This is a genomic window from Streptomyces spongiicola (assembly GCF_003122365.1).
Classification (GTDB): domain Bacteria; phylum Actinomycetota; class Actinomycetes; order Streptomycetales; family Streptomycetaceae; genus Streptomyces; species Streptomyces spongiicola.
Window position 1 is genome coordinate 1831988 of record NZ_CP029254.1, and the last position, 26269, is coordinate 1858256.

26 protein-coding genes are annotated in these 26269 nt (G+C 72.4%); 6 read left to right on the forward strand and 20 right to left on the reverse strand.

What is annotated here, in order from left to right:
- Positions 1–353 precede the first annotated feature (353 nt).
- Entirely contained in the window at positions 354–1106 is a 753-nt protein-coding gene (locus DDQ41_RS07945) for an MBL fold metallo-hydrolase (RefSeq protein WP_109293846.1), read from the reverse strand.
- A 584-nt stretch (positions 1107–1690) separates the two neighbouring features.
- Here DDQ41_RS07945 and DDQ41_RS07950 point away from each other — a divergent pair.
- The gene (locus DDQ41_RS07950) at positions 1691–1885 is read left to right on the forward strand and encodes a type II toxin-antitoxin system PemK/MazF family toxin (RefSeq protein ID WP_245990921.1); all 195 of its coding nucleotides are present in this window, start codon (positions 1691–1693) and stop codon (positions 1883–1885) included.
- A 509-nt stretch (positions 1886–2394) separates the two neighbouring features.
- On the opposite strand, the gene DDQ41_RS07955 is transcribed toward DDQ41_RS07950, so the two are convergent.
- The 5 genes from DDQ41_RS07955 to DDQ41_RS07975 form a co-directional block, all read right to left on the reverse strand.
- Positions 2395–3345 carry a PLP-dependent cysteine synthase family protein gene (locus DDQ41_RS07955; protein ID WP_109293847.1) on the reverse strand — a complete coding sequence of 317 codons (951 nt, stop codon included), beginning with the start codon at positions 3343–3345 and terminating at the stop codon, positions 2395–2397.
- Between the two features lie 15 nt (positions 3346–3360).
- The gene (locus DDQ41_RS07960) at positions 3361–3648 is read right to left on the reverse strand and encodes a MoaD/ThiS family protein (protein WP_109293848.1); all 288 of its coding nucleotides are present in this window, start codon (positions 3646–3648) and stop codon (positions 3361–3363) included.
- A 115-nt stretch (positions 3649–3763) separates the two neighbouring features.
- Complete coding sequence (locus DDQ41_RS32320; protein ID WP_262508698.1) at positions 3764–3889, reverse strand: putative leader peptide; 126 nt, start codon at positions 3887–3889, stop codon at positions 3764–3766.
- Between the two features lie 87 nt (positions 3890–3976).
- Positions 3977–4399: a Mov34/MPN/PAD-1 family protein gene (locus DDQ41_RS07970; protein WP_109293849.1), complete on the reverse strand. Its 423-nt coding sequence runs from the start codon at positions 4397–4399 to the stop codon at positions 3977–3979.
- Between the two features lie 362 nt (positions 4400–4761).
- Positions 4762–5310, reverse strand: a complete 549-nt coding sequence (locus DDQ41_RS07975) for a TetR/AcrR family transcriptional regulator (protein WP_245990919.1) — start codon at positions 5308–5310, stop codon at positions 4762–4764.
- A 303-nt stretch (positions 5311–5613) separates the two neighbouring features.
- On the opposite strand from DDQ41_RS07975, the gene DDQ41_RS07980 reads away from it, so the two are divergent.
- Both DDQ41_RS07980 and DDQ41_RS07985 read left to right on the forward strand, forming a co-directional pair.
- Positions 5614–8238 carry an MMPL family transporter gene (locus DDQ41_RS07980; protein WP_262508389.1) on the forward strand — a complete coding sequence of 875 codons (2625 nt, stop codon included), beginning with the start codon at positions 5614–5616 and terminating at the stop codon, positions 8236–8238.
- Entirely contained in the window at positions 8235–8924 is a 690-nt protein-coding gene (locus tag DDQ41_RS07985; RefSeq protein WP_262508390.1) for an LmeA family phospholipid-binding protein, read from the forward strand. The genes DDQ41_RS07980 and DDQ41_RS07985 overlap by 4 nt, the downstream gene beginning before the upstream one ends.
- Before the next feature lie 316 nt (positions 8925–9240).
- On the opposite strand, the gene DDQ41_RS07990 is transcribed toward DDQ41_RS07985, so the two are convergent.
- The 3 genes from DDQ41_RS07990 to clpS form a co-directional block, all read right to left on the reverse strand.
- Complete coding sequence (locus DDQ41_RS07990) at positions 9241–10680, reverse strand: amino acid permease (RefSeq protein WP_109293852.1); 1440 nt, start codon at positions 10678–10680, stop codon at positions 9241–9243.
- Between the two features lie 617 nt (positions 10681–11297).
- Positions 11298–11912: a DUF2017 domain-containing protein gene (locus DDQ41_RS08000; RefSeq protein ID WP_109293854.1), complete on the reverse strand. Its 615-nt coding sequence runs from the start codon at positions 11910–11912 to the stop codon at positions 11298–11300.
- Positions 11912–12223: an ATP-dependent Clp protease adapter ClpS gene (gene clpS, locus DDQ41_RS08005; protein ID WP_109293855.1), complete on the reverse strand. Its 312-nt coding sequence runs from the start codon at positions 12221–12223 to the stop codon at positions 11912–11914. The genes DDQ41_RS08000 and clpS overlap by 1 nt, the downstream gene beginning before the upstream one ends.
- Positions 12224–12314: 91 nt before the next feature.
- On the opposite strand from clpS, the gene DDQ41_RS08010 reads away from it, so the two are divergent.
- Both DDQ41_RS08010 and DDQ41_RS08015 read left to right on the forward strand, forming a co-directional pair.
- Positions 12315–13646 carry a nicotinate phosphoribosyltransferase gene (locus DDQ41_RS08010; protein WP_109293856.1) on the forward strand — a complete coding sequence of 444 codons (1332 nt, stop codon included), beginning with the start codon at positions 12315–12317 and terminating at the stop codon, positions 13644–13646.
- A gap of 188 nt (positions 13647–13834) precedes the next feature.
- Positions 13835–14419 carry a nicotinamidase gene (locus tag DDQ41_RS08015; RefSeq protein WP_109293857.1) on the forward strand — a complete coding sequence of 195 codons (585 nt, stop codon included), beginning with the start codon at positions 13835–13837 and terminating at the stop codon, positions 14417–14419.
- Between the two features lie 308 nt (positions 14420–14727).
- On the opposite strand, the gene DDQ41_RS08020 is transcribed toward DDQ41_RS08015, so the two are convergent.
- On the reverse strand, positions 14728–15042 hold the full coding sequence (locus DDQ41_RS08020) for a hypothetical protein (RefSeq protein ID WP_109293858.1): 315 nt from the start codon (positions 15040–15042) through the stop codon (positions 14728–14730).
- A gap of 588 nt (positions 15043–15630) precedes the next feature.
- Entirely contained in the window at positions 15631–16848 is a 1218-nt protein-coding gene (locus DDQ41_RS08030) for an MFS transporter (protein ID WP_109293860.1), read from the reverse strand.
- A gap of 60 nt (positions 16849–16908) precedes the next feature.
- On the opposite strand from DDQ41_RS08030, the gene DDQ41_RS08035 reads away from it, so the two are divergent.
- The gene (locus DDQ41_RS08035; protein WP_109293861.1) at positions 16909–17361 is read left to right on the forward strand and encodes a MerR family transcriptional regulator; all 453 of its coding nucleotides are present in this window, start codon (positions 16909–16911) and stop codon (positions 17359–17361) included.
- On the opposite strand, the gene DDQ41_RS08040 is transcribed toward DDQ41_RS08035, so the two are convergent.
- From DDQ41_RS08040 to DDQ41_RS08080, 9 genes are all read right to left on the reverse strand, one after another.
- Positions 17337–18236: a fumarylacetoacetate (FAA) hydrolase gene (locus DDQ41_RS08040; protein WP_109297612.1), complete on the reverse strand. Its 900-nt coding sequence runs from the start codon at positions 18234–18236 to the stop codon at positions 17337–17339. The genes DDQ41_RS08035 and DDQ41_RS08040 overlap by 25 nt on opposite strands.
- Before the next feature lie 133 nt (positions 18237–18369).
- Entirely contained in the window at positions 18370–19638 is a 1269-nt protein-coding gene (locus DDQ41_RS08045) for a pyridoxal phosphate-dependent aminotransferase (RefSeq protein ID WP_217364424.1), read from the reverse strand.
- A gap of 211 nt (positions 19639–19849) precedes the next feature.
- Positions 19850–21505 (reverse strand): AMP-binding protein, encoded by a 1656-nt coding sequence (locus DDQ41_RS08050; protein ID WP_109293862.1) that lies wholly within the window; start codon positions 21503–21505, stop codon positions 19850–19852.
- On the reverse strand, positions 21505–22620 hold the full coding sequence (locus DDQ41_RS08055) for a Glu/Leu/Phe/Val dehydrogenase dimerization domain-containing protein (protein WP_109293863.1): 1116 nt from the start codon (positions 22618–22620) through the stop codon (positions 21505–21507). Before DDQ41_RS08055 ends, DDQ41_RS08050 begins: the two co-directional genes overlap by 1 nt.
- 153 nt (positions 22621–22773) lie before the next feature.
- Complete coding sequence (locus DDQ41_RS08060) at positions 22774–23337, reverse strand: type 1 glutamine amidotransferase (RefSeq protein WP_109293864.1); 564 nt, start codon at positions 23335–23337, stop codon at positions 22774–22776.
- 10 nt (positions 23338–23347) lie between these two features.
- Positions 23348–24151 (reverse strand): amino acid kinase family protein, encoded by an 804-nt coding sequence (locus DDQ41_RS08065; protein WP_109293865.1) that lies wholly within the window; start codon positions 24149–24151, stop codon positions 23348–23350.
- Positions 24148–25203, reverse strand: coding sequence for an N-acetyl-gamma-glutamyl-phosphate reductase (gene argC / locus DDQ41_RS08070; RefSeq protein WP_109293866.1), 1056 nt, complete (start codon positions 25201–25203; stop codon positions 24148–24150). The genes DDQ41_RS08065 and argC overlap by 4 nt, the downstream gene beginning before the upstream one ends.
- On the reverse strand, positions 25200–26051 hold the full coding sequence (locus tag DDQ41_RS08075; RefSeq protein WP_109293867.1) for an ATP-grasp domain-containing protein: 852 nt from the start codon (positions 26049–26051) through the stop codon (positions 25200–25202). Before DDQ41_RS08075 ends, argC begins: the two co-directional genes overlap by 4 nt.
- 28 nt (positions 26052–26079) lie before the next feature.
- A complete protein-coding gene (locus DDQ41_RS08080) occupies positions 26080–26265 on the reverse strand; it encodes a lysine biosynthesis protein LysW (protein ID WP_109293868.1) in 186 nt (61 codons plus the stop codon).
- Positions 26266–26269 lie beyond the last annotated feature (4 nt).

Here is a 26269-nt window from a genome sequence, read left to right on the forward strand (position 1 = left end):
GCGCGGGGAGGGCTCGGGTCAGGGCGCGGGCGCGGGGCGCCTGCCGCGTCGGGGGCCGGGGGCGCCACGGGCCGGCGCCGGTGGAGCGGCCGGGGCCGGCCGGTGCCGGTCACGAGGTCGGCACCGGCTTGCCGACGGCCGGACGGTCCCCGTGCCGGGGCGGCACTCCCCACCGGGAGGGGCTGGAGCAAAGAGGCTGGAGCAGAGGGAGCAGAGGGAGCAGAGGGAGCAGAGGGAGCAGAGGGAGCAGAGGGAGCAGGGGGGAGCAGGGGGTGGCAGGGGAGAGGGAAGCGGAGGAGAGCGCACCGGTCCGGTGAGTCGGGCCGCGGGCGCCCTGCCGGGCCCGCGGTGCCCTACAGCTCGTAGACCGCGCCGGGGGCCGCCAGCTCGACCGGGCCTTCGAAGACGTCCCTGGCGTCGGCGAGATTCCGCTCGGCATCCGTCCACGGCGGGATGTGGGTCAGCACCAGACGGCCCGCCCCCGCGCGGGCAGCGTGGGCGCCGGCCTCGCGGCCGTTGAGGTGGAGGTCCGGGATGTCCTCTTTGCCGTGGGTGAAGGCCGCTTCGCAGAGGAAGAGGTCGGTACCCTCGGCCAGGTCGACCAGGGCTTCGCAGACACCCGTGTCACCGGAGTACGTCAGGGACCGGCCGCCGTGCTCGAGCCGGACGCCGAAGGTCTCGACGGGGTGTGCCACCTTCTCGGTGCGCACGGAGAACGGCCCGATCTCGAACACGCCCGGCTTCAGGGTGTGGAAGTCGAACACCTCGCTCATCGACTTGTCCGAGGGGGTGTCGGCATACGCCGTGGTGAGCCGCTGCTCCGCGCCCTCCGGCGCGTACACCGGGATGGCTTCGCAACGGCCTCCGTCGTGGCGGTAGTAGCGGGCCACGAAGTACCCGCACATGTCGATGCAGTGGTCCGCATGCAGATGACTCAGAAAGACGGCGTCGAGGTCGTAGAGACCGATGTGTCGCTGCAACTCGCCGAGGGCGCCGTTGCCCATGTCGAGCAGCAGCCGGAAGCCGTCGGCCTCTACGAGATAGCTCGAGCAGGCCGATTCCGCAGACGGGAACGACCCCGAGCAGCCGACGACGGTGAGCTTCATGGAGCTTGAACCTCCGTGGACGGGCGTCCCGTGGGCGGGGAACGTGGGCGGGTGGCGGAAGTGCCGAGAGTGCGCAGGGGAGGTCGTGCGGTGCGTCGAGCGTAAGGCGCGAAACTGCCGAGCGCTCCTTCGCACGTACCCGTTGTGGGGGAACTCACCTGCCCTGTCACCGGATAGGACGACGTGTGACGATCGAGCGTGCGACGACCGCGGCCGGGGATGCGCACCGGTACACCGTCCGGGGGTGTGGACACGTCGTGGTGGTTCGCGCTCGGCGCGGTGGTGGCGGTCGCGCCGGCAGCGACCGTGACACGGATGAGGCCGGGCGGCCGCTCGCACGGGCCCGGCGCGAGACCGGGCCGCGGGGTGCCGCCCGGGCCTCGGGGCCGCACCCGGGGCGGACGGCGCGGCGGGCCGAAGGAGGGCGGTGCGGGCCGAAGGAGGGCGGTGCGGCGCGTCCCGGGCCTGGGCGGCGTCCGCAGCCGGGCGAGATCTGGGGGCGGACGTTCCGTACGAGGACGGGCGGACCAGGCGCCAAGGACCGGCCCTGCCTGGTGCCGGCCGTGCATCGGGGTGCGGCGCGGGTGGCCGAGATCAGCAGTCGCTCTACCACGACGAACGCCCGCGAGGTCCCGCTCCCGCCGGGCACGGTCGGCGACGCGCACGGACGCCCGGGCTTCCCGGAGACGGATGAGCTGCGCGAGGTCCGGGTGCGGGATTTCCGCAGGCGGGTGGGTGCGGTGGACCCGCTGCTGTGGGACAGGCCGCGTCACCTGTGACGTCCGGCGCCAGGCGCCGCGGGTCGGGCATCGTGCGTCGCGTCGCGCGGGTCAGGCGCCTGACATGTCACACGCAGTGCCGCGTCATGGGTGAGGGAGTAGGCGGAGGAGACGGAGCGCGGGGGATTGCGTGAGGCGGGTGGCGTACGGCGGGTGATCCGCGTCCGGGCCGGACGGCCGGGTCATCGCCCGGGTTATCGCCCGGGTCATCGCCCGGGACCGCCCGCACGGCGGGCCCGGAGCGGCACGCGGCCGTGTCCCGGTGCGAGCCGGGTCCGCCCGGAGTGCGGCCCCGGTTCCCGAGCGGCCCCGGGCGGGCACGAATGCGGCCCCGGCCGAACAGCGGCCCCGGCCGGACAGCGGGGCCGACGGGGCGTGCTCCGGCGGACCCGGCGGACCCGGCGGCACGAGGCCTCGGGGCGGCCGCAGCGTGCTTCGAGCCACCGGCGCCCGCGCCCCGGCCCAGAGCCTCGCCCGGGGCCCCGCAGCGGACGGCGGTGTCCGTGCCCTCAGGCCCAGAGCTGGCCCTGGAGGGTCTCGATCGCCGCCTCGGTCGTGGGGGCGGTGTAGACGCCGGTGGAGAGGTACTTCCAGCCGCCGTCGGCGACGATGAAGACGATGTCCGCGGACTCGCCCGCCTTCAGCGCCTTCCTGCCCGCTCCGATCGCCGCGTGCAGCGCCGCTCCGGTGGAGACGCCCGCGAAGATGCCCTCCTGGCGGAGGAGCTCACGGGTGCGGGTGACCGCGTCGGCCGAACCGACCGAGAAGCGGGTCGTGAGGACCGATGCGTCGTACAGCTCGGGGACGAAGCCCTCGTCGAGATTGCGCAGCCCGTAGACGAGGTCGTCGTAGCGCGGTTCCGCGGCGACGATCTTCACATCGGGCTTGTGCTCGCGCAGGTAGCGGCCGACGCCCATGAGGGTGCCGGTCGTGCCGAGACCCGCGACGAAGTGGGTGATCGACGGCAGGTCGGCGAGGATCTCGGGCCCGGTGGTGGCGTAGTGGGCGCCCGCGTTGTCCGGGTTGCCGTACTGGTAGAGCATCACCCACGACGGGTTCTGCGAGGCGAGTTCCTTGGCCACGCGCACAGCCGTGTTGGAGCCGCCGGCCGCGGGCGACGAGATGATCTCGGCGCCCCACATCGCGAGGAGCCGGCGGCGCTCCTCACCGGTGTTCTCCGGCATGACGCACACGATCCGATAGCCCTTGAGCCTGGCCGCCATGGCGAGGGAGATACCGGTGTTCCCGCTGGTCGGCTCCAGGATCGTGCAGCCGGGCGTGAGGCGGCCGTCCTTCTCGGCCTGCTCGATCATATGGAGCGCGGGGCGGTCCTTGACCGAACCGGTGGGGTTGCGGTCCTCCAGCTTGGCCCAGATGCGGACGTCCTCGGACGGCGACAGCCGCGGCAGCCGGACGAGCGGGGTGTTGCCGACCGCGGCGAGCGGGGAGTCGTAGCGCATGGGGTGTCCGGCCGATCAGGCCATGCCGCCGGCCACGGCCGGCAGGATCGTCACGCTGTCGCCGTCGGACAGCTTGGTCGAGATGCCGTCGAGGAAGCGGACGTCCTCGTCGTTCAGGTAGACGTTCACGAAACGGCGGAGCTGGTCGCCGTTCGCCTCGTCCACGATCCGGGCCTGGATTCCGGGGTGCCGGGTCTCGAGGTCGGCGAACAGCTCGGTGAGCGTGTCCCCACTGCCCTCGACGGCCTTGGCGCCGTCGGTGTAGGTGCGGAGGATGGTCGGGATGCGGACCTCGATGGCCATGGGGTGGGCTCCTGTCGGAAGGGGCGTTGGGACGTTGGTGCGTTTGCGTACGGGCGCGCGGCCGGGCCCCCGCGCAGGGGCTGGTGCGGGATCGCTGCGTCCGCGGGCCGTGTGCTCAGGCCGTACGGGCATCCGCGCAGCGCGTACAGATGGCGCTGGCAAGGCGGCACAGGTCGACGTGCAGCCGCGCCACGAGCAGCGGCGTGCCCGGCGTCTTCTCGCTCACGTCATGGGAAACCATGCGGTCATCGTATCGATTCCCGATCCCGCCCCCGGCATGTGATCTCACTTGCTGAAACCGATCCGTTCGCCTGTCGGACACATGGCGTCAGTACGCCTCGACGACCTCGACCTCCTCCTCGGTGACCTCGCCGTCGAGGATCCGGAAGGAACGGAACTGGAACGGGCCGGCGTCGTCGGCGTCAGCCGTGGACACGAGCACATAGTGGGCGCCGGGCTCGTTGGCGTACGAGATGTCGGTGCGGGACGGGTACGCCTCGGTCGCCGTGTGGGAGTGGTAGATGATCACCGGCTCCTCGTCCCGGTCGTCCATCTCCCGGTAGAGCTTCAGCAGGTCCGACGAGTCGAACTCGTAGAACGTGGGCGAACGGGCCGCGTTGAGCATGGGGACGAAGCGCTCTGGCCGCCCCTCGCCGGCGGGCCCCGCGACCACACCGCACGCCTCGTCGGGGTGGTCCTCGCGGGCATGGGCGACGATCCGGTCGTACAGAGCCTGGGTGAGGGTCAGCATGAGGACGAGAATAGGCGGACCACGCCCGGGGCCGAGATCCGGGGACCGCGGGGTGAGACCGGAGGGCCGTGGCGCGGAGGGCTCGCCGGGCGGGTCCCGCGACGGCCCCCGCGAGGGACCCCGCGCCGAACCCCGGTCCGGCCGTCGGGCGGGTTGCGGGCCGCCGCATTCCCCGGGCTCGCCGGGCTCCCCGCACTCCCCGCACTCCCCGCACTCCCCGCACTCCCCGGGCTCCGCAGGCTCCGCCGGGCCCCGGACGGACGGGGGCCGGGACCGGCCGGGCCTGCCGGCGGTCCCTCGCGGACCACCGCACCGGGACTCCCCATCCGTCACCGACCGCCGGACCAGCCCCCTCCTGCCGATCACGGACCACCGCGCCGGGACGCCCCGTCGGTCACGGCGAGCAGCGCGTGGACCGTGGTCTCCATCGTGCGGCGGGCGGCGGCCGGGTCGAGCCCGCTGCTGCGCCAGTGGTACCAGGCGCCCCAGGTGGTCACCGCGTCCAGCCCGTTGAGCAGGTCGGCCCGGCGGTCTCCGGGGAGCCGGTCCAGTTCCTCGGCGAAGACCTCGGCCAGCCGCCGCCGGGCGAAGTCGAACACCTGCCGGGTCGCGAACTCGACCCGCTCGGACGGGTCCTCCAGTCTCAGCACCGTCAACCGAGCCGGAGTGATCCACTCCAGGATCCGCGCGCGCTGCTCGACGAGCGCGGCCACCCTCTCCCCCCTCGGCCCCTCGGCCGGCAGCGGCACTATCCGCGCGGCCAGTTGGTCGAGTCGCCGGGCGATGGCGATGTCCCGGAGCTGCCCCATGTCGGCGAAGTGGTGGAACACCAGGCGCCGTGACACCCCGGCCCGCTCCGCCACCCGGTCCGCGGGGAACTGCGTCTCGCCGTCGTCGAGCAGCGAGAGCAACGCGTCGGCGATCCTCTCCCTCGTCGCACGCCCGCGCTCGGTGCGGCCGTCCCGAGCAGGTCCGCCTCCGCCTCCGCCTCCGCTTCCACCTCCGCCTCCGCCTTCGGCACCGGGGCCGGGGCCGGGGCGAGCACCGCCGCTCCCCCGGGCATGATCCGGCGCCTGCCGGTCCGCCTGGTCCATCTGGATCCTCCCATCCGTGCGTTGACATTGTTGCACTCGCAATGCAACCGTGCTGCTTGCACATCGAGTGCAACAACTCCGTGCCCATTCGGGCCACCGCACAAGAAGGACGGCTCTCGCATGCTCCTGGCCGTAGGGCGCTGGTGCGCCCGCAGACCGAAACGGACAGCGGCCGCCTGGCTGCTGCTGCTCGCCGCACTGGCCTCCGCCGTCGGGACCTTCGGGATGGTCACGAGCGAGGCCGTGACCATCCCCGGCAGCGACAGCCAGGCCGCGCGCGACTCGGCAGGGGCCTTCGCGGACGCGGCCTCCGGCCGGCAGCCACTGGTCCTCTATGCGCCGTCCGGCACCGCGCCACTCACCTCGCCCGGGCAGCGCGAAGCCGTCGAGGAGGCGGCCCGGGCCGTCGAGGGCGTCGACCATGTCGTGGCCGTGACCACCCCTTACGACGCGGCGGGCGGCCTCAGCACCGACGGCCGCACGGGCAGGCTGACGGTCGAACTCGACGTCGGCGGCCGGGACATCACCGCCGAGACCACCCGCGCGGTCACCGACGCGGCCGCCCCGGCCACCCGGGCGGGAATCGAGGTGACGGCCGGCGGCGACCTCGCCGCGGCGGCCGACAAGGGCTCCACCGGACACAGCGAGCTCATCGGCATCGCGGCCGCCTTCGTCGTCCTCGCCGTGGGCTTCGGCAGCCTGGTCGCGGCCGGGGTGCCGCTGCTCACCGGAGCCGTGGGTCTGGGCGTGTCCCTCTGTGCGATAGGCCTGGCGGGCCATCTGATGGACATGCCGTCAGCAGGGGCGACCATCGCGGCGATGATCGGCCTCGGTGTCGGCATCGACTACACGCTCTTCTGCCTGACCCGCTTCCGTGAGCTGCTGGCGGCCGGGGTGGGGGTCGAGGACGCGGCGGCGCGCACCACCGCGGGCCCCGGGAAGGCGGTCGTGTTCGCGGGCAGCGCCGTCGTCGCCGCGCTCGCCGGGCTCGCGCTGGGCGGACTCCCACTGCTTCAGGCACTGGCCCTCGCCCCGGGAATCGCGGTGGTGCTGGCGATGGCGGCGACGCTCACCCTGCTGCCCGCCATGCTGTCGCTGCTCGGACCGCGGCTCGCCCCGGGGGCCCGTGGCGCGCGGCGGGGACGGGGACGGGGACGAGGACACGCACACGCACACGCACACGGGCAGGAACAGGAACAGGGACAGGGACAGGGACAGGAACAGGAACAGGAACGAGGACGGGGACTCGGACAGGAAAGGGGACGAGGACAGGGCGCGCGGAACGACCGGGCTGAGCGGAAGCGGCAAGGCATCCGGAACGACCGGGACGATCCCGCGGAGGCGGTCGCCCCGAACGAGAAGGCGGTCGCCCCGAACGAACGGAGCGGGCCGGAAGAGCCGGGCGCCCGCAACGACCGGGGCGGGCAGCAGGAGCCGGGCCGACGGGAGGAGGAACCGGGCCGGCGGGAGGAGGAACCGGGCCGGCGGGAGGAGGTGGCCACTCCGGCCGGCTGGGGCCGGATCGCCGCGTTCGTCGCCTCCAGACCGTGGCGCTGCCTGCTGGCTGGACTCGCTCTGACCGGTGTACTCGCCGTCCCGGCGGCACAGTTGACGTTCGGTCAGCTCGATGCGGGCGACAAGGCCCCCGGCACGGCGAGCCGCACCGCGTACGACCGTCTGGCCGATGCGTTCGGTCCCGGCGCCAACGGCCCGCTCCAGGTCGTGTCCACGCTGCCCGCGGCCGCCTCCGGCCCGGACGACACCCGGATCACGTCCGTGACCGCCGCACTGCGCACGACCGCCGGGGTCGCCTCGGTCGGACCCGCGCAGCTGGACGCGAGCGGTACCCATGTGCGCTGGCAGGTCACTCCCACCACCGCCCCCTCCGACCCGGCCACGGCGTCGCTGGTCGACCGGCTGCGGAAGGAGACCCTCCCCGGATCCACCGAGGGCACGGGTGCGGTGACCCATGTGGGCGGGGTCACGGCGGCGCAGGCCGACCTGAACGAACGGCTCACCGAGCGGATGCCGCTGGTCGTCGGCTTCGTGCTGACCGTCGCCGCGCTGCTCCTGCTGGTGGCCTTCCGCTCCCCGGTCGTCGCGGTGAAGGCGGCGCTGATGAACCTGGTCTCGGTCGCCGCGTCCTACGGGGTGCTCACCGCGGTCTTCCAGTGGGGGTGGGGCGCGACGCTGATCGGGCTCGAAGGGCCGGTGCCGATCCCCGGGTACGTCCCGCTGCTGATGTTCGCCGTGCTGTTCGGGCTGGCGATGGACTACGAGGTGTTCCTGCTGAGCGCCGTGCGCGCGGCGTATCTGCGCGACGGGGACAACCGTGGCTCGGTGATCGCCGGACTCTCCGCGACGGGCCGGATCATCACCAGCGCGGCACTGATCATGGTCAGCGTCTTCCTCGGCTATCTGCTGTCCGACGACCCCGTGGTGAAGATGGCCGGTATCGGCCTGGCCACGGCGGTCGCACTGGACGCCACCGTGGTGCGCGGGGTGCTCGTACCGTCGACCATGGTCCTGCTCGGCCGGGCGAACTGGTGGCTGCCGGGCCCGCTGGACAGGCTGCTGCCGAGACTGGCGATCGAGGACGACGGCCATGGGGACTTCGCACCGTCCCCGTCCGCACCGCCCCCGTCCCCGTCCCCGTCGCCGTCCCCGTCGCCGTCCCCGTCCCCGTCCCCGTCCCCGTCCCCGGGTGAAGCGTCGCCCAGGGCGGGCGCCGGGAACGCGTCATGACGCGGCGCCCCGGTGGCGGCCGCCACCGGAGATGGCTGTGGGTGTCCCTGGTGGCGGCCCTGCTGCTCGTCGCGCTGCCGGCCGCCGACCGTGTCTGCGCGGCTCTCGCCGAGAAGCGGATCGCGGAGCGGATCGCCGCACGTCAGCATGAGCTGTCCGGCACCCCGCAGGTGACCGTCGGCGGCTTCCCCTTCCTGCTGGGCGCGGCCCGCGGAGCGTTTCCGACTGTGGAGGTGCGGGCGGACGCCACGACCAAGGAGGGCCGGCGGGTGCGGGCGACGGTGGAACTGCGCGATGTCGCCCAGCGGGACGGCGGGTACGAGGCGGCGTCCGCCGACGCCGGCTTCACGGCACCGTTCGACTCCCTGGGTGAGGGACTCGGGGCAGGCGCCACGCTCTCGGCGGACGGAGCCGGTCGGCTGCGTGTGGAGACCGGGATCCTGGGCCTCCCCCTGACCGTCGTGGCCGAGCCGCGGCTGACCGGGCGCACGATCTCCCTGGTGCCGGTCGCGGCCTCGTTCGCTGGCCGGCCGGTCGATCCCGCCGGCCCCCGGATCTCGGCGGCCTTCGCCGACAGGAAGGTCGTCGTACCGGAACTGCCCGCCGGCCTCACCCCGACCCGCGTCTCTGTCGACGACGCGGGGGTGACGCTCCACGCCCGGGGCGACGACGTCCGGCTGACATGAGCCTGCACCGGAGCGCCGGCCGGCAGCCGACCGGCCGGTCTGCGCTCCTCGGTGTGCACGGGGGCCGTTGGCCGGCCCCCGTGCACACCGTCCATGCCATCCGCACCCGCACCACCCGCACCAGACACCACGTGCCGGACACACGGCCCGGACACCCCGCGGTCACCGGGACATCTGCGGTCACCGTTACATCTGCGGGGCGCGGCGGCCGGGGATGCGCCCGCGACGACCCGATGACGGGTGCGGAAGGAGGAAGGGGCATCCCGCGTCCCGTCCTCCGCACGTCGCTGGTCTGAGTGACGTGCGGAGGACGGAGCTAGCCCGCGGCGTCCACGCGGTCGGGGGTGCTCCGGCCGAGGCGCGGGTCACGCCTCCTGAGTACGGCCCAGCCGGCGGCCAGGCCGATGCCCCAGACCGCGCCCACCACCAGGGAGATCCGGGAGTCCCTGTCGTAGGCGATCATGCCCGTGACGACGACCAGGAAGACCAGGGCGACCCAACTGAGCCTCGCGCCACCGGGCGCGGGGAAGGAGGAGGCGGGCAGCCGGCCCGCCTCGACCGCGCGGCGGTAGCGGATATGGCTGACGAGGATCACCATCCACGTCCAGATGCCCGCCGCGGTGGCCACGGAGACTACGTAGCCGAACGCCTTCTCCGGGACGACGTAGTTCAGGACCACGCCGATGCCCATGAGCGCGACCGAGACGGCGATGCCGACGGCCGGGGTTCTGCGGGCGTTCAGGCGTCCGAAGGACCGGGGCGCCTCACCGTTGGACGCCAGGTCGCGCAGCATGCGGCCGGTGGAGTACATGCCCGAGTTGCAGGAGGACAACGCGGCCGTCAGGACCACGAAGTTGACGATGCCGGCGGCGAGCGGGATGCCCATCGTCTCGAAGGCGTGGACGAACGGGCTCTCGCCCGCGGAGAACTCGGTCCACTTCACGACGGAGAGGATCACCGCGAGCGCGCCGACATAGAAGATGATGATGCGCCAGGGCAGCGTGTTGACGGCCTTGGGGAGTGTCTTCTCGGGGTTCTCGGACTCGCCGGCGGTGACGCCGACGAGTTCGACGGCCAGATAGGCGAACATGACGCCCTGGAGGGTCATCAGGCTGGAGCCGATGCCGTTGGGGAAGATCCCGCCGTGTGCCCAGAGGTTGGAGACCGAAGCGGTGTCACCGGCGTCGGAGAAGCCGAGGGTGAGCACTCCGAGCCCGATCACGATCATGCCGATGATCGCGGTGACCTTGACCATCGAGAACCAGAACTCGACCTCGCCGAAGATCTTCACCGAGATCAGGTTGACGCCGAAGAGCACCAGGAGGAACACCAGGGCGCTGACCCACTGCGGCATCCGGGGGAACCAGAAGTGCACGTAGATGGAGGCGGCGGTGAGTTCCGCCATTCCGGTGACGACCCACATGAGCCAGTACGTCCAGCCGGTGGCGAACCCGAAGAACGGGCCGAGGAACTCGCGGGCGTACTCCGCGAAGGAGCCCGAGACCGGCCGGTAGAGCAGCAGTTCGCCCAGCGCCCGCATGATGAAGAAGATGACGACGCCCGCCAGGGCGTACATCAGGATGATGCCGGGCCCGGCCTTGGCGATGTTCGCCCCCGCCCCCATGAAGAGGCCCACGCCGATGGCACCGCCGATGGCGATCATCTGGACCTGGCGGCTGCCGAGCCCGCGCTCGTAGCCTTCCCGCGAGGTGCCCCCGGCCTCGCCGTCGTGCTTGCCGACCTGCAACGAGGTCATGGTTGATGCGCCTTTCTCCATACCGTTCCGCGCCGTTGTGATGCGGCCGCGGCCCGGTCCTGATCCCCCGGGATGCCGATGGAGTGCCACCGGCGGTCCGCCGGTCCGAACGCCTCCGGGGACATGGGTGGCGCCCCGGCAGGTCGTGAACATGTATCACGGCGGGAAGCACGTTCGATCATCCAGAATGTGGCGCAACACACAGAAAAAAGCAGACAATCCACCCTTGAAGGCCGAAATCGAGGTATGCGAGCAAGAAGATTTTGATTCCGATTTGACCGTTTACTGAACGAAGTCCTCGCCCAACGCAGTCCTCACCCAACGCAGTCCTCGCCGAACGAAGCCCCGACCGAACGAAGCCCGGACGGCGCGCACCGACGCGCCGCCGCGGACGGTGACATCCGCCGTGCGCACCGCGGCACCACCCCGTCCCCGCAGCACCGCCTTGCGCCGCCCCGCGCCGTCATGAGCCGCGACCGAAACGCGCCCCGCCCGCACGACCAGGACGCCCACGACCAGGACGCCCACGACCACGACGCGGCGTCCTCCCGGGATGCCGTGAGAAGCCCCGCCCGGGGCCGTACGGGTGCGGGCCGGACCGGTGCGGGCCGGGCCGGCTACGGGGTCAGCGTCTCGACCAGGGTCTCCTGGAGCACCCCGAGCCAGAGGTAGGCCATGACCATCGGCTTGCGCGGATCGGAGTCCGGCAGCCGGTAGAGGTCTCCGGTCTCGTCGTCGTCGGTGACCTGGAGCCGGGTGCCGATGGTCAGCCGCAGGTCGTTGAGCGCGCCGAGCCAGCGCAGCGAGTCCTCGGCGGTGAGCTTCAGCACGGCCCCGCCCTCGCCCGTCACGGTGAGCGCGTCGAGCCCGCGGACGACCGCGAGGACGTCGTCGCGCTTGCGGGCACGCAGCTCGTTCTCCGTGAACCGGCGGAACTCGGCGGAGAGCGCCCGGAGTTCCTCGTCCTCGCCCTCGGCCCCGTCCGCACCGCGCCCGGCCCCGGGCCTGGCGTACGCGTCGGGGAAGAGCCGTGCGAGCGCGGGGTCGGACGGCGGCTCGCTCGGCCCCTCCGCGAAGAGCGCGGCGAGCGGGTCCTCGCCCTCGGCGGGCTCGTCACCGGGGCCGATCAGCTCCAGCAACTGGACGGCGAGCGAGCGGAGGATGGAGATCTCGACCTCGTCGAGCGCGACGGCCGCGCCGCCGCCCGGCAGCGCCTCGAACTGTCCTGCCATCACTGACGTTCCTGGGAGAGGGTCGCCCACAGCCCGTAGCCGTGCATGGCCTGCACGTCGCGTTCCATTTCCTCGCGGGTCCCGCTGGAGACGACCGCGCGTCCCTTGTGGTGGACGTCGAGCATCAGCTTGTGGGCCTTGTCCTTGGAGTAGCCGAAGTACGCCTGGAAAACATAGGTGACATAGCTCATCAGATTGACCGGATCGTTGTGGACGATCGTCACCCAGGGGACGTCGGGTTCGGGAACGGCGAACGTCTCCTCGGCCGACCGGGTCTGCTCGATCTCTAGGGGCACAGTCACTCCACCCATGCTGCCACCCGAGGGACCCGGTCGCACAAACGCCCCGGCCGATACGACGACATCTCGTCACTCTGACGAAATCTGGGCTAGCATCGCACATATGAACACTGCGGATCTGGGTCTGCCGGTCTCCGTGCCGTCGACCGCGCTCTTCACCGACCAGTACGAGTTCACGATGCTGCAGGCGGCGCTGAAGGCGGGCACCGCGGACCGCCGCTCGGTCTTCGAGGTCTTCACCCGGCGGCTGCCCGAGGGCCGCCGCTACGGCGTGGTCGCCGGCACCGGGCGCGTCCTGGACGCCGTGGACAACTTCCGCTTCGACGAGGACGTGCTCGGCTTCCTGCGGGACGGCGGCATCGTGGACGAGCCGACGATCCAGTGGCTGTCCGACTACCGCTTCGGCGGTGACATCCACGGCTACCCGGAGGGCGAGGTCTACTTCCCCGGCTCGCCGATCATGCGCGTGGAGGGCTCCTTCGCGGAGTGCGTGCTGCTGGAGACCGTGATCCTCTCGGTGCTGAACCACGACTCGGCGATCGCGGCCGCCGCCTCCCGGATGTCGGCCGCCGCAGGTGACCGTCGGCTCATCGAGATGGGCGCCCGGCGCACCCACGAGCTCGCCGCCGTCGCCTCCGCACGCGCGGCGTACATCGGGGGCTTCCACTCCACCTCCGACCTCGCCGCGGGCTTCCGCTACGGCATCCCCACGGTGGGCACCAGCGCGCACGCGTTCACCCTTCTGCACGACACCGAGCGGGACGCCTTCCGCGCCCAGGTCGACTCGCTCGGGCGCGGGACGACCCTGCTCGTGGACACCTACGACGTCGGCGAGGCCGTGGTGGCGGCCGTGGAGATCGCCGGCACCGGCCTCGGGGCCGTCCGGATCGACTCGGGGGACCTGCTGATGGTGGCCCACCGGGTGCGCCGGCAGCTCGACGACCTCGGCGCCCGGGACACGAAGATCGTCGTGACGTCCGATCTGGACGAGTACGCGATCGCCTCCCTGGCCGCCGCGCCCGTGGACGCCTACGGTGTGGGTACGCAGCTGGTCACCGGCAGCGGCCATCCCACCTGCTCCATGGTCTACAAGCTGGTCGCCCGGGCCGGGTCCGCCGATCCGGGCGCCCCGCTGGTGCCGGTGGCGAAGAAGTCGGCGGGCGGGAAGCTGTCCGTCGGCGGGCGCAAGTGGGCGGCCCGCAGGCGGGACGAGCACGGCGTCGCCGAGGCCGAGGTGCTCGGCACCGGACCGGTCCCGGAGCCGCTGGTCGACCGGCAGCTGCTGACGGAGCTGGTCAAGGGAGGTGAGGTCGTCGCCCGTGAGTCACTGGACACGGCACGCGAGCGGCACACCGCGGCCCGCGCCGCGCTGCCGATCTCCGCGACCCAGCTGTCCCGCGGTGAACCGGTGATCCCCACGGAGTACCTCGTGTGAGCCCGCCGAACACCGGGTGACCCGGGGCACGAGGGCACCGCCGCTAGCAGGCGAAGGCACTCTCCCGCAAGGCGGTCGAAGTCTCTACCCTCGGAACGTCGCCGCCCCACCGCCCTGCACCGCCCTGCACCGCCCCGGACCGCAACCCGCCGCCACCCGCCCGCCGCACCCACCGAAGGACACCCGCCATGCACCGCGCATTGATCGTCGTCGACGTTCAGAACGACTTCTGCGAGGGGGGCAGCCTCGCGGTGTCCGGGGGCGCGGACGTCGCCGCCGCCATCACCGACTACATCGGCGAGGCCCAGCCCGGATACAGCCATGTGGTGGCCACCCGGGACCACCACATCGACCCCGGGGACCACTTCTCGGAGCAGCCGGACTACGTGGACTCATGGCCGGCCCACTGCGTCGCCGGGACCGAGGGCGTGGGCTTCCACCCGAACTTCGCGCCCGCGGTCGCCTGCGGCTCGATCGACGCGGTCTTCGACAAGGGCGCCCACGAGGCCGCGTACAGCGGCTTCGAGGGCACCGACGAGAACGGCACGTCCCTGGCGGAGTGGCTGCGCTCCCACGATGTGACCGAGGTCGACATCGTGGGCATCGCCACCGACCACTGTGTGCGCGCCACCTCGCTGGACGCCGTCCGCGAGGGTTTCCGCACCCATGTGCTCCTCGACCTGACCGCCGGAGTCTCGAAGGAGACGACCGACCGGGCCCTGGAGGAGATGCGGCAGGCGGGCGTGGACCTCTCCGGCAAGCCGGTCCTCTGACGCGGCCGCCGGAAGCCACCACAGGCGGCTTCCCGGGTTCCGGTGCCCGGGCGCACCGCAGCACCGCAGCACCGCAGCACCCGGGCGCCGCGGGCGCGCGGCGCCCGGCCTGCGGCGCACCGCCCCAGGCTCCCCCGGGAGCGGGTCCGCCACCCGTGCCCCGTCGCCCGCGGAGGGCGGGCGGGCCGGCCCTCCTCCGCGGGCGACGGCGGGAACACCGTCCGCTCGGAAGGCGGGCACCTGGGCCGGCCCCCGAGAACCACGTGGCGTGTGGCGTGTGGGTCCTGGGCACCCGGGGCCCGCGGGCGCTACCCCCCGCCCGCCGGCCGCAGCAGGGCGCGGATGGGATGCCACAGCTCCTGGGAGCGCGGCTCCTGGGTGCGCCAGAGCAGACCCTCCGGATGGTGCAGCACCGCCGTGATCTCGTCCGGCGTCGGTGGCTCCGCGTTGCCGCGCAGATACACCGCCCGCAGCCCCAGGTTCCGCAGTCGGGTGAGAGCGCGAGCACGGTTCGCCGCATGCACCAGCACCCGCACCGTGCGGCCGCCGCCTGCCGGGTCGGGCAGTCCTATCGCGACCACGACGCTGCCTCCTGGCAGCTTGCAGAAACCTCCGCCGGGCACGCCGCACCACTCCCCCGTGAGCTAGCTGTCAATAAGAGTGTCATCAGACGCACCTAAACACGATCGGCCGCCACCCGCTAGAGGGCAACCCTCTCCCCCGCTCTGACCTGCTGTTTTACCCGCAGAGCAGTGAGACTCCCCCTCTTCCGACATCACCGCACGGCGTCTCGTCCGCCCGCTTCTTCATTTCGCCGTCAACAAAAGGACGCCGTGCCCCAACGGCATCCCGCCGCTGCCGGGCCGCCGTGCGGGACCTGCCGGGCGCGGACGGGACACGGCGGCCGCGGAAGCCGGTCGCCGCCGCCCCGGCTCGGGACTCGGCAGGGGGATCCCGCTAGTTCGCCCGCGCAGCCGGAAGCCCGGCGACCCGCGACCCGCGACCGACGACCGGCGACCGACGACCGACGACCGACGGTAGGCAGTAGGCACGGACGCCGGCAGTCGGCAGTCGGCAGTCGGCAGTCGGCAGTCGGCAGTCGGCAGTCGGCAGTCGGCGGGAGAGTCGGACCTGCGCGTCTCACGCAAGCCCGGTCCGGCACACGGGGGACGTGGGTGCCGGACCGGAGTTCCTGGTGTTCCGCGTTGCCGTCAGGGCGTGGTCGTCTCCATACCGGGGCGCTTGGCGGGGAAGCCGTGAGCACGGGCGCCGGTCACCACCAGCAGGACGGGCCCGAGCAGGATCAGCACACTCCACGGGAAGGAGTCGGGGCCGAGGGCGCCGAGCAGGATGCCGCCGACCGCACCGCCGCCCGCCATGAATGAGTTCCACGTGGTGACCAGCAGGGCCTGCCCCCGGTCGCCGCCCGCGTCGGTGACGGCGGTCTGCAGCAGGGTGGCCATACCGCCCCAGCCCAGGCCCCACAGCACCATCGCGACATAGACCGCGGCACCGATGTCCGCCAGGATCGCGAGCAGGCCGGCGGCCACCAGGAACAGCACGGCGCTGCCGAGGGTCAGACTCCGCAACCGGCGGTCGACGAGCGCGCCGGTGATGAAGATGCTCACCATCGAGGCGAGGCCGAAGACCAGCAGCACGATGTCGCGGGAACCGCCCATGTCGTGCTCGTCGAGGAAGGTGGCGATGTAGGTGTACAGGATGTTGTGGGCCAGCACGTACGCGGCCACCACGAACAGCACCGAGACCACGCCGGGCAGCTTCAGCGCCCCCAGGATCGACGCCCGCTTCCCGGGCTGCTGCCCGGGGTGGTCCGGTACCGAGGCGGAGATCCAGGCGAGCAGCAGCACGGAGACCAGGGCCACCAGACCGAAGGTCAGCCGCCAGCCGAAGACCTTGCCCAGGAAGGTGCCCACGGGGATGCCCAGGGAGAGTGCCAGCGGGATACCGGCCATGGTGATCGCGATGGCCCGGCCCGCCAGGTGCGGGGGTGCCAGCCGGCGCGCGTATCCGACGAGTTCGGCCCACACCACGGCCGCGGCCACACCGGCGGCCAGTCGGAAGACCATCGTCAGGGCGTAGTTGGAGGACATGGCGGTGACGACGTTGGCGACGGCGAACGTCGTGACCGCGATCAGCAGCAGCCTCTTGCGCCGCCAGGTCGCCGTCGCCATGGACATGGGGATCGCCGAGAGTCCCGTGGCGATCGCGTAGATCGTCAGTGTCTGGCCGGCGGCGGACTCGCTGACGGAGAGGTCGCGGGCCATCTCCGGCAGGACGCCGGCGGGCAGGGCCTCGGTGAGGATGCCTATGAAGGCCGCCGTGCACAGGGCCAGCAGCGGCGACATGGGCAGCTTGCCGCCCTGGGCTGACGGTGTGTCAGTCTGCGATTCTGTATGGGACGTTGTCATGCCTGTTATCCTTCAACCCTCACATGTATGTGAATGTCAAGTCGCTATGGGGTGAGTCATATGCGCATCGGGGAACTGGCCGAACGCACCGGAACACCGCGCCGGATGCTGCGCTACTACGAGGAGCAGGGGCTGCTCGTACCGGACCGCTCTCCCAACGGCTACCGGGAGTACTGCGAGCGGAGCGTGGACCGGGTCCTCCAGATCAGGGGGCTGCTCGACTCCGGGCTGCCGACCCGCATCATCAAGCAGGTCCTGCCCTGCCTGAAGCTGCCCCGGGCGATCCACGTCACGGACGCCGCACCCGAGACGATCGCGACGCTGGAGCGCGAGCGGGACCGGATGACCCGGCGTATCGAGTGCCTGGTCCGCAGCCGGGACGCCATCTCCGAGTACGTGGAGGCCGTGCGCCGGAACCGGCCGCGGCCCGCGGCCGAGCCGCCCGTCGCGCCCGTCACGTCAGCCGCATCAGCCGCATCAGCCACGGACTACGCGCTGCCGCTGTCGGCCTGACCGCACTGGACCGTGTTGGCCAGCACGACACCGTGGCTGGTCACGTCGATGACCATCCGGTCGCCGTCCTCGATGCGGAACCCGTCGTGGTACGTGGCCTTGTCCGCGCCGAGCAGCAGGTAGTTGACCAGTCCCGGCCGACGCAGCGCGGGGTACGAGAACAGGTAGTCGGTCATCTCGTCGACCCGGTGGTAGAGGGAGTCGGCGCCGCAGGAGAAGGGGCCCTCCCAGGCCCGGGCGCCTTCCCGCTCGATGACGACCCTGCCGGTCACCTGCCGCGGCGGCGGGTCCGGGAACAGCCACGGCGTGAGGGAGGTCTCGCAGAGTTTGGCGTAAGGCGTCCAGGCCCACGGGTTCTTCAGGTGCAGACCGATGTCGTTGAGGTCGTTGCCGAAGGTGTAGCCGGCGTAGTGCGGGACGCCCTGGTCGTCGTTGACGTACACGAGCGCCACCTCCGGCTCCTCCAGCAGCCAGATCGGGTCGGCCGGGGTGATCAGCGGCTCGTCCGGCATCCGCAGCCACGAGCCGAAGCCCTTGATGTAGTAGTTCGGCGGGGTGAACTCCTCGTCGGGCTCCGGGTCTCGGTCGAACTTCGAGCGGTGGGTGCCCATGAAGCCGTTGATCAGGGCGTTGTTGGAGCCCGTGGGCAGCAGGGGCGGCAGGAAGCGCAGCTCCGGGTCGCCGAGGTCGGCCTCGACGGTCTCGGTCGCCTCGGTCACGGCTGCGCGCAACGCCTCGGGGCCCCCGCCGCCGACGAGGGCCGCGCGCAGCTGCCCGTCGGTCACGCGGTGCAGCGTGTGCGGCTCGCCGGCGGCGGGTATGCCGAGGCCCGCGTACCGGACGCCCCGGTACTCGCATTCGAAGACGGTGGACATGGCGGTGAGCATCTCCTCGGATCGGGGATCGGAGTCGGGATCGGCTGTCGGGGATCGGGGATCAGGGGTCGGGGATCGGGGATCAGGGATCAGGGATCGGGGATCAGGGATCAGGGATCAGGGGTCGGGGGATTCAGCGCGTCAGGTCGTCCAGGACCTCGGCGACACGGTCCAGGGACCGCCGGATCCAGGGCAGTCGGAGGGGGTCCTCGGCCGACAGGGCTTCGGTGCGTTCGGCGTCGGTCTCGCCGTAGAGCCGGCTGGTGGCGGCCCGGACCCGCAGGGGCCGCCGGGACTCGCCGAAGGCGCTGCCGGGCAGCAGGCCCACGCCGTGGCGCCGTGCGAGCAGAGCGGCGAGCGCGTCGCCGTCGTGCACTCCGTGCGCGGCGCCGAGATGGTCCCGCAACGGCTCGAAGTCGGGGTAGAGGTAGCAGGTCGCCCGTACCGGAGCCAGGACGGCACCGGCGGCGGTGAACCGGTCGGCCACCGCGCGGACCACGGTCCCGTGCAGCCTCCGGGCGGTGGCGACCCACTCGACCACCTCGGGGGGTTCGGTGAGGGCGTACGCCGCCGCGGCCTGCACGGGGGCGGCGGTACTCGACCAGATCTGGCTGGCGATCGCGAGCAGCCTGCCGCGGACCTCGCGCCCGGCCGGCCCGTCCGGGAGCCGGGCCACTCCCGTCCGCCAGCCGCCCAGTGCCAGGTTCTTGGTCAGGCCGGTGGTGACCACGGTCCGTTCGGGTGCGAAGACGGCCGGGGAGACCGCCCGGTCCGCCGGGTCGAAGACCAGATCGCAGTAGATCTCGTCGGAGATGATGATCAGATCCAGTTCCCGGGCCGCCTCGCCGAGGCGCTGGACGGTGGCGGGGTCCGCGATGGTGCCGGTCGGGTTGTCGGGCAGGGTGACCACCACACACCGCGGGTCGAGACCTTCGGCGCGTGCCTGGGCCACCCTCGCGCGCAGCGCCTCCGGATCGGGTACGCCGCCCTGGCCCGGCAGGGTGGGGACCGCGATCGGCCGCCTCCCGGCCAGCCTGGCCTGCGCCGCGTAGCTGACCCAGCTCGGTACGGGCATCACGACATCCCCGCCGACCGCCGGCAGCAGCGCGAAGAGCAGCGGTTTGCTGCCCGGCCCGGAGACGACCAGGTCCGGGTCGGTGTCCAGGCCCCGGCGCGCCCAGTACCCGGCGGCGGCAGCGCGCAGTTCCCGGCTTCCCGCGACCGGACCGTAGGCGTTGCGGCCCGATGCCTCGGCGAGTCGTTCCCGCAGTACGGTCAGGACCGGCAGGCCGATCTCACCACTGGCCAGGGACAGGACCTCTTCCCCGGCACGCCGGCGACGGGCCAGGGCCTCGTCGGCGGCCAGGGTGGCCGACATGGCCACCGGCACGGGTTCGGACATGGTTCTCCTCCGCTGAGTCCGGCCGGGACGTGGCCGGGGGTGTGGGAAGACGGGGCGGGCGGAACTGCCGGAACGGGAACGGGAACGGGAACGCGAACGCGAACGCGAACGAGTAGGGGAACGGGAACGGGCACGGGAACAAGAAGGGGAAGGGGAAGGGAAACGGGAAGGGGACCGCGAGCGGCAACGGCAACGCGAGCGGCGCATCGGATCAGCCGCCGGAGAAGCGTTCCCGGAGTTCGACCTTGCGGACCTTGCCCGTCAGGGTCTTGGGCAGCACGTCGACCACTTCCAGGCGCTCCGGGAAGAAGCGCGGGTCCTGACCGTGGTCGCGCAGATGGTCCCGGATCTCCGGCAGGGTGGGCCGGGCGCCGCCCCGGGGAACGGCGACCGCCAGGATCGGGTCGTCCACCTGCCCGGTGGGGCCGAGGAGGGCCGCTTCGGCCACTCCCGGGTGCCGGGAGAGGATCGCCTCCAGTTCGGCCATCGGAACGACGATTCCGTCTCGCAGGATCGTGTCCCTGGACCGCCCCAGGATGCGGATACCGCCCCGGCCGTCCTCGCGCGCCACGTCCCCGGTGTCGAACCAGCCGTCCGAGGTCAGCTCGGAGTCGAAGGCGTCCTGTTGCTTGTAGTAGCCGAGTGCCTGCGACGCGCCCCGCACCCGCAGCCGGCCCACGGGGGCGCGCCTGCCGGCGTCGTGGCACTGGTCGATCCGGATCTCCATGGAGTCGATCGGCCGACCGTGGCTGTGCGCGGCCCAGTCCTGGTTGTAGTCGAGCCGGGTGATGGTGACCGGGCCGAACTCCGACATGCCCCACACCGAGTACGTGCGGGCGCCGAAGGTGTCGCGCAACTCGTCGACCAGTTCCTGAAGCACCGGCGCAGCGCCGGTGATGGTGTGCCGCAGGCTGGAGACGTCGCGGGGCTCGGTCTGCTGGGCGGCCGCGACGCCGGACAGCGTGGGCGGTGGCCCGTAGAGGAGCGTGGCACCGTACCGCTCCACCAGGTCCAGCAGCCCGACGTGGTCCGGGCCGTCCTGGAAGGCGATGGTCCCGCCGAGCATCACTCCGGCGAGGACGCCCTGGCCGAAGCCCGAGTAGTGCACGAGCGGGGTGGTGACCACCACCACCATGTCGTCGCGGAGCAGGAAGGTGTCGGCATAGCCACGCACCCCGGAGTGCACGGTGTTCTGACTGTGCACCACGCCCTTGGAGAAGCCCGTGGTGCCGGAGGTGAACAGCACCACGAAAGGCTCGTCCGGCCGCAGGGCCCGGCCCTCCAGATCGCCCGTGCGCTGCTTCTCCCAGTGCGCCGAGACGAAGTGGTCGTGGAAGTCCACCGCGCCCTCGGGGGCGTGGCCGTCCACCACCACCACGTGTTCCAGGGGAAGTTCGTGGCGCAGGGCGTTGATGGTTTCGGCGAGCGGATAGCCGTCCCACTCCGCGACGGTGACGCACACCCGGGCCTCGGTGAGCGCGAGGCGGTGGTGCAGTTCCTCCTCCCGGCAGACCGGGGCGATGGGGCAGATGACCGCGCCGACCGCCGTGCAGGCGAACATCAGCGGCACCATCTCCCACCGGTTGGGCAGTTGGACCGCCACGACGTCGCCCCGCTCGACACCGAGTTCGAGCAGCGCGCCGGCGAACCGGTCCGTCAGCCGCGCCAGTTCGGCGTAGTCGAGCGTGTCGGTACGGGCCTCGCCCAGCCGGCGGCCGGCGATGGCGAGCTTGCGGGGCCGTTCGCGGGCCTGCCGGCGCAGGTCGTCGAGGAAGGTCTCGTCGCGCCACCAGCCGCGCCGCCGGTACTCCGCCATCCGGTCGGCGGTCGGCGCGGAGACCGGGGTCCTGACGGTCGTGGCCGTCATCACAGCTCCTTCCGGCGGACCGCGATCAGCTCGGGGAGCGGGTCGCCCGCCGCGGACGCGGCGATCTCCAGCAGGTCCCGGGTGTTGCGGCGCACCCGGTCGGCCACCCAGTCGAAGACCCACTGCCTGCGCGCGTCGGCCGCGAGCCCGAAGGGGACGACCCGGGTGACGGCCAGAGCGGCCGCCCCGGCCCCGCCGATGTTGGCGATCACGCCGGGTACCAGGGCGGCGCCCGAGGCAGCGGCCTTCTCCCTGGCCTCCGCGCTGGAGGCGAGGTTGGCGCCCTCCACGACCAGGCGGGCCCGCAGCCGGTGCGTGTTGTCGGCGTTGAGCGCGTGCTTCTGCGCCGCGAGGATCAGCACGTCGGCGTCGACGTCCAGCCAGGCGTCCGGCTCGTTCGCCACCGTGACGTGCTGCGGAAGCCGGGAACGGTCGATCCGGCCGTACGCGTCGGTGATGGCCAGCAGGTCGCCCACGGGGAGCCGGTCGGCGCTGACGGTGCCCTCGATGTCCGCGACACCCGCGATCACATGGCCGCGGTCCTCCAGGAACCGCGCGACCGCGCGGCCCACCGCCCCGAAGCCCTGCACCACGACCCGTGCCGGTTCCGTGCGGCGGCTCGCCTCCAGGGCGGTGACCGCGGCCACGCCGACGCCGTGCCCGGTGGCGTCGATCAGCGGCTCGTAGTAGGTGCGCCAGTCGATCGGCATGTCGGGGGCGCCGAGCCGGTGGCGCGGGTCGTAGCCGGCCTCGTCGAAGAACACGGCGCGGTCGGCGGCGGTGACGCCCATGTCGATGCCGAGGTGGATGCCGCCGTGCAGCAGCGGCTTGACGGTGCGGCCGAAGGTCCGGAAGGTCTCCTCGCGGTCGCCTCCGTCGGAGACGATGCCGCCCTTGGCGCCGCCGATGCGCAGTCCCGCCAGCGTGAACTTGTCGGTCATGTCGCGGGCCAGACCGCGCACTTCTCCCTCGGTCACCCCGGGGGTCATCCGCACGCCGCCCATCGCCAGGCCGTCCACCAGCGTGTCGACGACGACCCAGCCCTTCAGGCTGCCGCCGCTGCCGTTGAGGTGCACGGTGAACGCGGGCTGCTGCGGATCGTCCACGTTGCTCATTGCCAAGTCCTCCAGTTCGTCGCTGAGTCAGAGAGGTACCGGGGCCCACGTCCGGGATCGCGGGCGTCCGCGTCGGGGATCGCGGGCGTCCGCGCCCGGGACGGGGCGAGGTGGGGCGGAACGGGGCCGGGCGGGCCGGGCGGGCCGGGTGGCTCACTCGTAGAGCCGCGCGAAGCCGCGCAGGATCTCCAGGCCGTCGCCTCGGAACTCCAGGTGCGCCTGGGCGCCGTGGATCCGCCCGTCGTCGGAGCGCAGGAACTCCACGGGCGCGTGTGCGGAGCGCCCGATGGAGCGGAAGCCCTCCGGGGCCTCCCGGAGGTAGAGGGTGTGGCGGTGGAAGACGGTCACCGTGGGCTTGACGTAGGTGAACAGCGGCTCGTCCGGCTCCACCTGGGCCTCGTGGCCGCCGACCCGCTGCGGCCCCTCGGCCAGCCGGCCGCCGGCCGCCACCGCGATGAGCTGCATGCCGCCGCAGATGCCCAGGACGGGGACGTCGGCGCCCATGACCAGGTCGACGAGGGGCCGGTAGAAGCCCGTGTCGTAGGCCCGTACCTTGGTGCCGCTCAGCACGATCGCCTGATAGCGGCCGCCGAGGCCGGTGGGCACGGAGTTCACGTTCACCGCGTCGGTCTCCGACCCCAGGTGCTCGAAGCGGGCCCGGAGCTGCTTGAGGGACAGGGTGCCGTTGTCGACGACGAGCACTCGGGATTTCGCCATGCGGGGCTCCTCAGCTACGGGTGATGACGGTGCCGGTGCGGCCGGCGAGCAGCTCGGTGACGGGCGCACTGCCGATGACGACCCGGTCCACTCCGCCGTCCAGGGCCTCCCCCGCGGCGCGCAGCTTCTTGCGCATGCCGCCGGTGGCGCCCCTGTCGCGGAACCCGGCTGCGGCCCGCGCGCTGATCGCGGCGACCGGCTCGCCGTCGACCAGCAGATGGGCGACGTCGGTGACGAGGACCAGATCGCCGGCGCCGGTCGCGGCGGCCAGGGCGGCGGCCGCCCGGTCGGCGTCGGTGTTCACCTCCTGGCCGCCGTCGTTGCGGGCCAGCGGGGTGACCAGGTGGGCATGGCCGGGCTGGAGGTTCTTCAGCCCGGTGGGGTCCACGCCGGTGATCGGGCCGACCAGGTTCTCCAGCTCGACCAGTTGCTTGTCGCGCCACCACCAGCGCTCGCCCTCACCCGCGGCGACCAGGCCGTCGCTGCCGAGGACCCGTTCCGCGGCGATGCCCCGCCGCTCCAGCCGGCCGAGGATGTCCTCGCTCATGCGCGCGCTGACGGTCTTGATGTCCGCGATGACCTCCGGCGTGGTCCACCGGCTCTGGTTGCCGTACCGGTCGCGCAGGACCGCCGAGGGATCGCGGTAGCGCGGGTCCAGCTCCCTCAGCGGCCTGGACCAGCCGTGCACCAGGACAAGCGGCCGCTCCCGCCCGTGCCGGGCCAGGTCGTCCCACCAGGTGTCGGCCAGATCGTCCAGGCAGCTGCCGCCCAGCTTCACCACGGTGGGGACCCGGCCGGGGTGCGTGCCGCTCATGCCGGCATCACCGGCTGCATCGTCAGCCCCGTCTCCTCGGGCAGTCCGAACCGGATGTTCAGGGCCTGCACGGCCTGGCCGGCCGCTCCCTTGACGAGGTTGTCCAGGGCGGCGAGCACGACGATGCGCTCGCCGTCCTCGTCGTGCATGACCGTCACGTCGCAGTAGTTGGAGCCCAGAACGGCCTGGGGGTCGGGCACCGGGATGAGCGTCTCGGTGTTCCGCCGGACCCGCACGAACCGGTGGTCCTTGTAGAAGCGCAGATAGGCGCGCTGCAACTCGCGCTGGTCGACGCTCTCGTCGGTGAAGACGTACGAGCTGGTGAGCAGACCGCGGACGTGGGAGACGCCGTAGGCGGACATCGACAGCCTGCCCACGCCGCCCCGCTTCCCTCGCTCCAGGAAGTCGCCGACCTCGGCCGCGTGCCGGTGGCCCACCGGCGCGTACGGTGCGATGGCGCCGTTGCGCAGCGGGTGCAGGTCGGCGGTGCGCAGGTGCAGGCCGCCGCCGCTGGAGCCGCTCTTGCCGTCGACCACCACGGTCTTCAGGTTCAGGCCCAGCCCCAGGGTGAGCGGGGCGAGCGCCAGGGTCATGGACGTGGCGTAGCAGCCGGGCAGCGAGATCAGCGCGGCGTCCGCCATCTGGTCGCCGACCAGTTCCGGTACGCCGTACACGAACCGGTCCGCGAGGTCGGTGCGCCGCTTCACGTCGGGGTACCAGCGGTCGTGGAGTTCGGGGGTGCGGATGCGGAAGGCGCCGCTGAGGTCGAGAACGGCGGGGACCCGGTCCGCGAGCAGCGCGGCCAGCTCGGCCGACACGGGTGCCGGGGTCGCCAGCAGGACGGCGTCGACCTGACCGGCGATCTCCTCGGTGACCGGCTGGACCGTGAGGCCGAGGTCGAGCCGTAGGCCCGGGTGGAGTTCGGCCGGGCGCCTGCCGATGTTCGAGGAGCCGCCGAGGAAGGTCAGCTCCAGGTCGGGATGCTGGGTGATCAGCCTGATGAGTTCGCCGCCGGCCAGCCCGGAAGCTCCGACGACTCCTACCCGGGTCACGTGAGTGTCTCCTGTAGATGGCGGGCGACGGCCCGCGGGATGTCCGCCCCGGTCGCCGCGGCGATCGCCTTGAAGGCGGGGGCGTGGTTGACTTCGTTGACGACGTGGCCGCCGGGCACCTGGAACAGGTCGATGCCGTAGATGCCCGGGCCGAGCGCGTCCACCACCCCGTCGACGATCTTGGTGATGGCGGGGTCGTGGTCCAGGGCCCGGCTCCGGTTGCCCAGCGCCGCGTTGCTGCGCCAGTCGCCGCCGGCGCTCGCGAACTCGGCGGTGGCCACCGGCTCGCGGCCCACGACCAGGCACCGGACGGAGGTGCCGCCGTCGAGGTAAGGCTCCACCAGCGAGGCCTGTTCGAAGCCGTGTCCGAGGTCCTCGACATAGTCGTAGACGGACTGGGCCGTGTCGGTGTCACGGATCAGCGTGACCCTCTTGCCCATACCGCCGAAGACGGGCTTGAGCACGACGGGCGGCGGAACGTCCTTCAGGGCCTGCTCGAAATCCCTGCGGGACAGCACCAGCCGGAAGTCCCCGGCCGGAACGCCGGCCCGGTGCAGTACGGCCCGCAGCTCCAGCTTGTTCTCACAGGCCCGGATGGCCGAGGCGGTGTTGATGGTGCGGATGCCGGACGCCTCGGCCAGTGTGGCGATCAGGCCGCCGCGGGTGTAGCTGCGGCTGCGGACGAGGACGGCGTCGTACCCGGTCAGGGACGGCGCGTCCTGGTGCCCGAGGCACAGGGACTCGTCGTTGACCCAGTCGACGACGAGTCCGGCCTCGGGTGCGGCCTCGATCAGCCGGCGTTCCTCCCAGCCGATCCGGTCCGCGACGATGGCGACGGTGGCGCTCATGGGTGCCCTCTCCTCCGCGGGTCGTCCCTCACTGGCCCCAGTCACGCAGCTGCACCTCGACCATCTGCAGGGTGACCTTGCCGTTCGTCACGTCCTCCACGCGGAGGGTGAGCATGCACTCGGGGCAGGACAGGGTCTCGCCCGGGACCATCGGGGGAACGGTCAGATCGGTCTCGCACTCGGGGCAGGATCCGGCCAGGGTGGCGGTGGTCATGAAC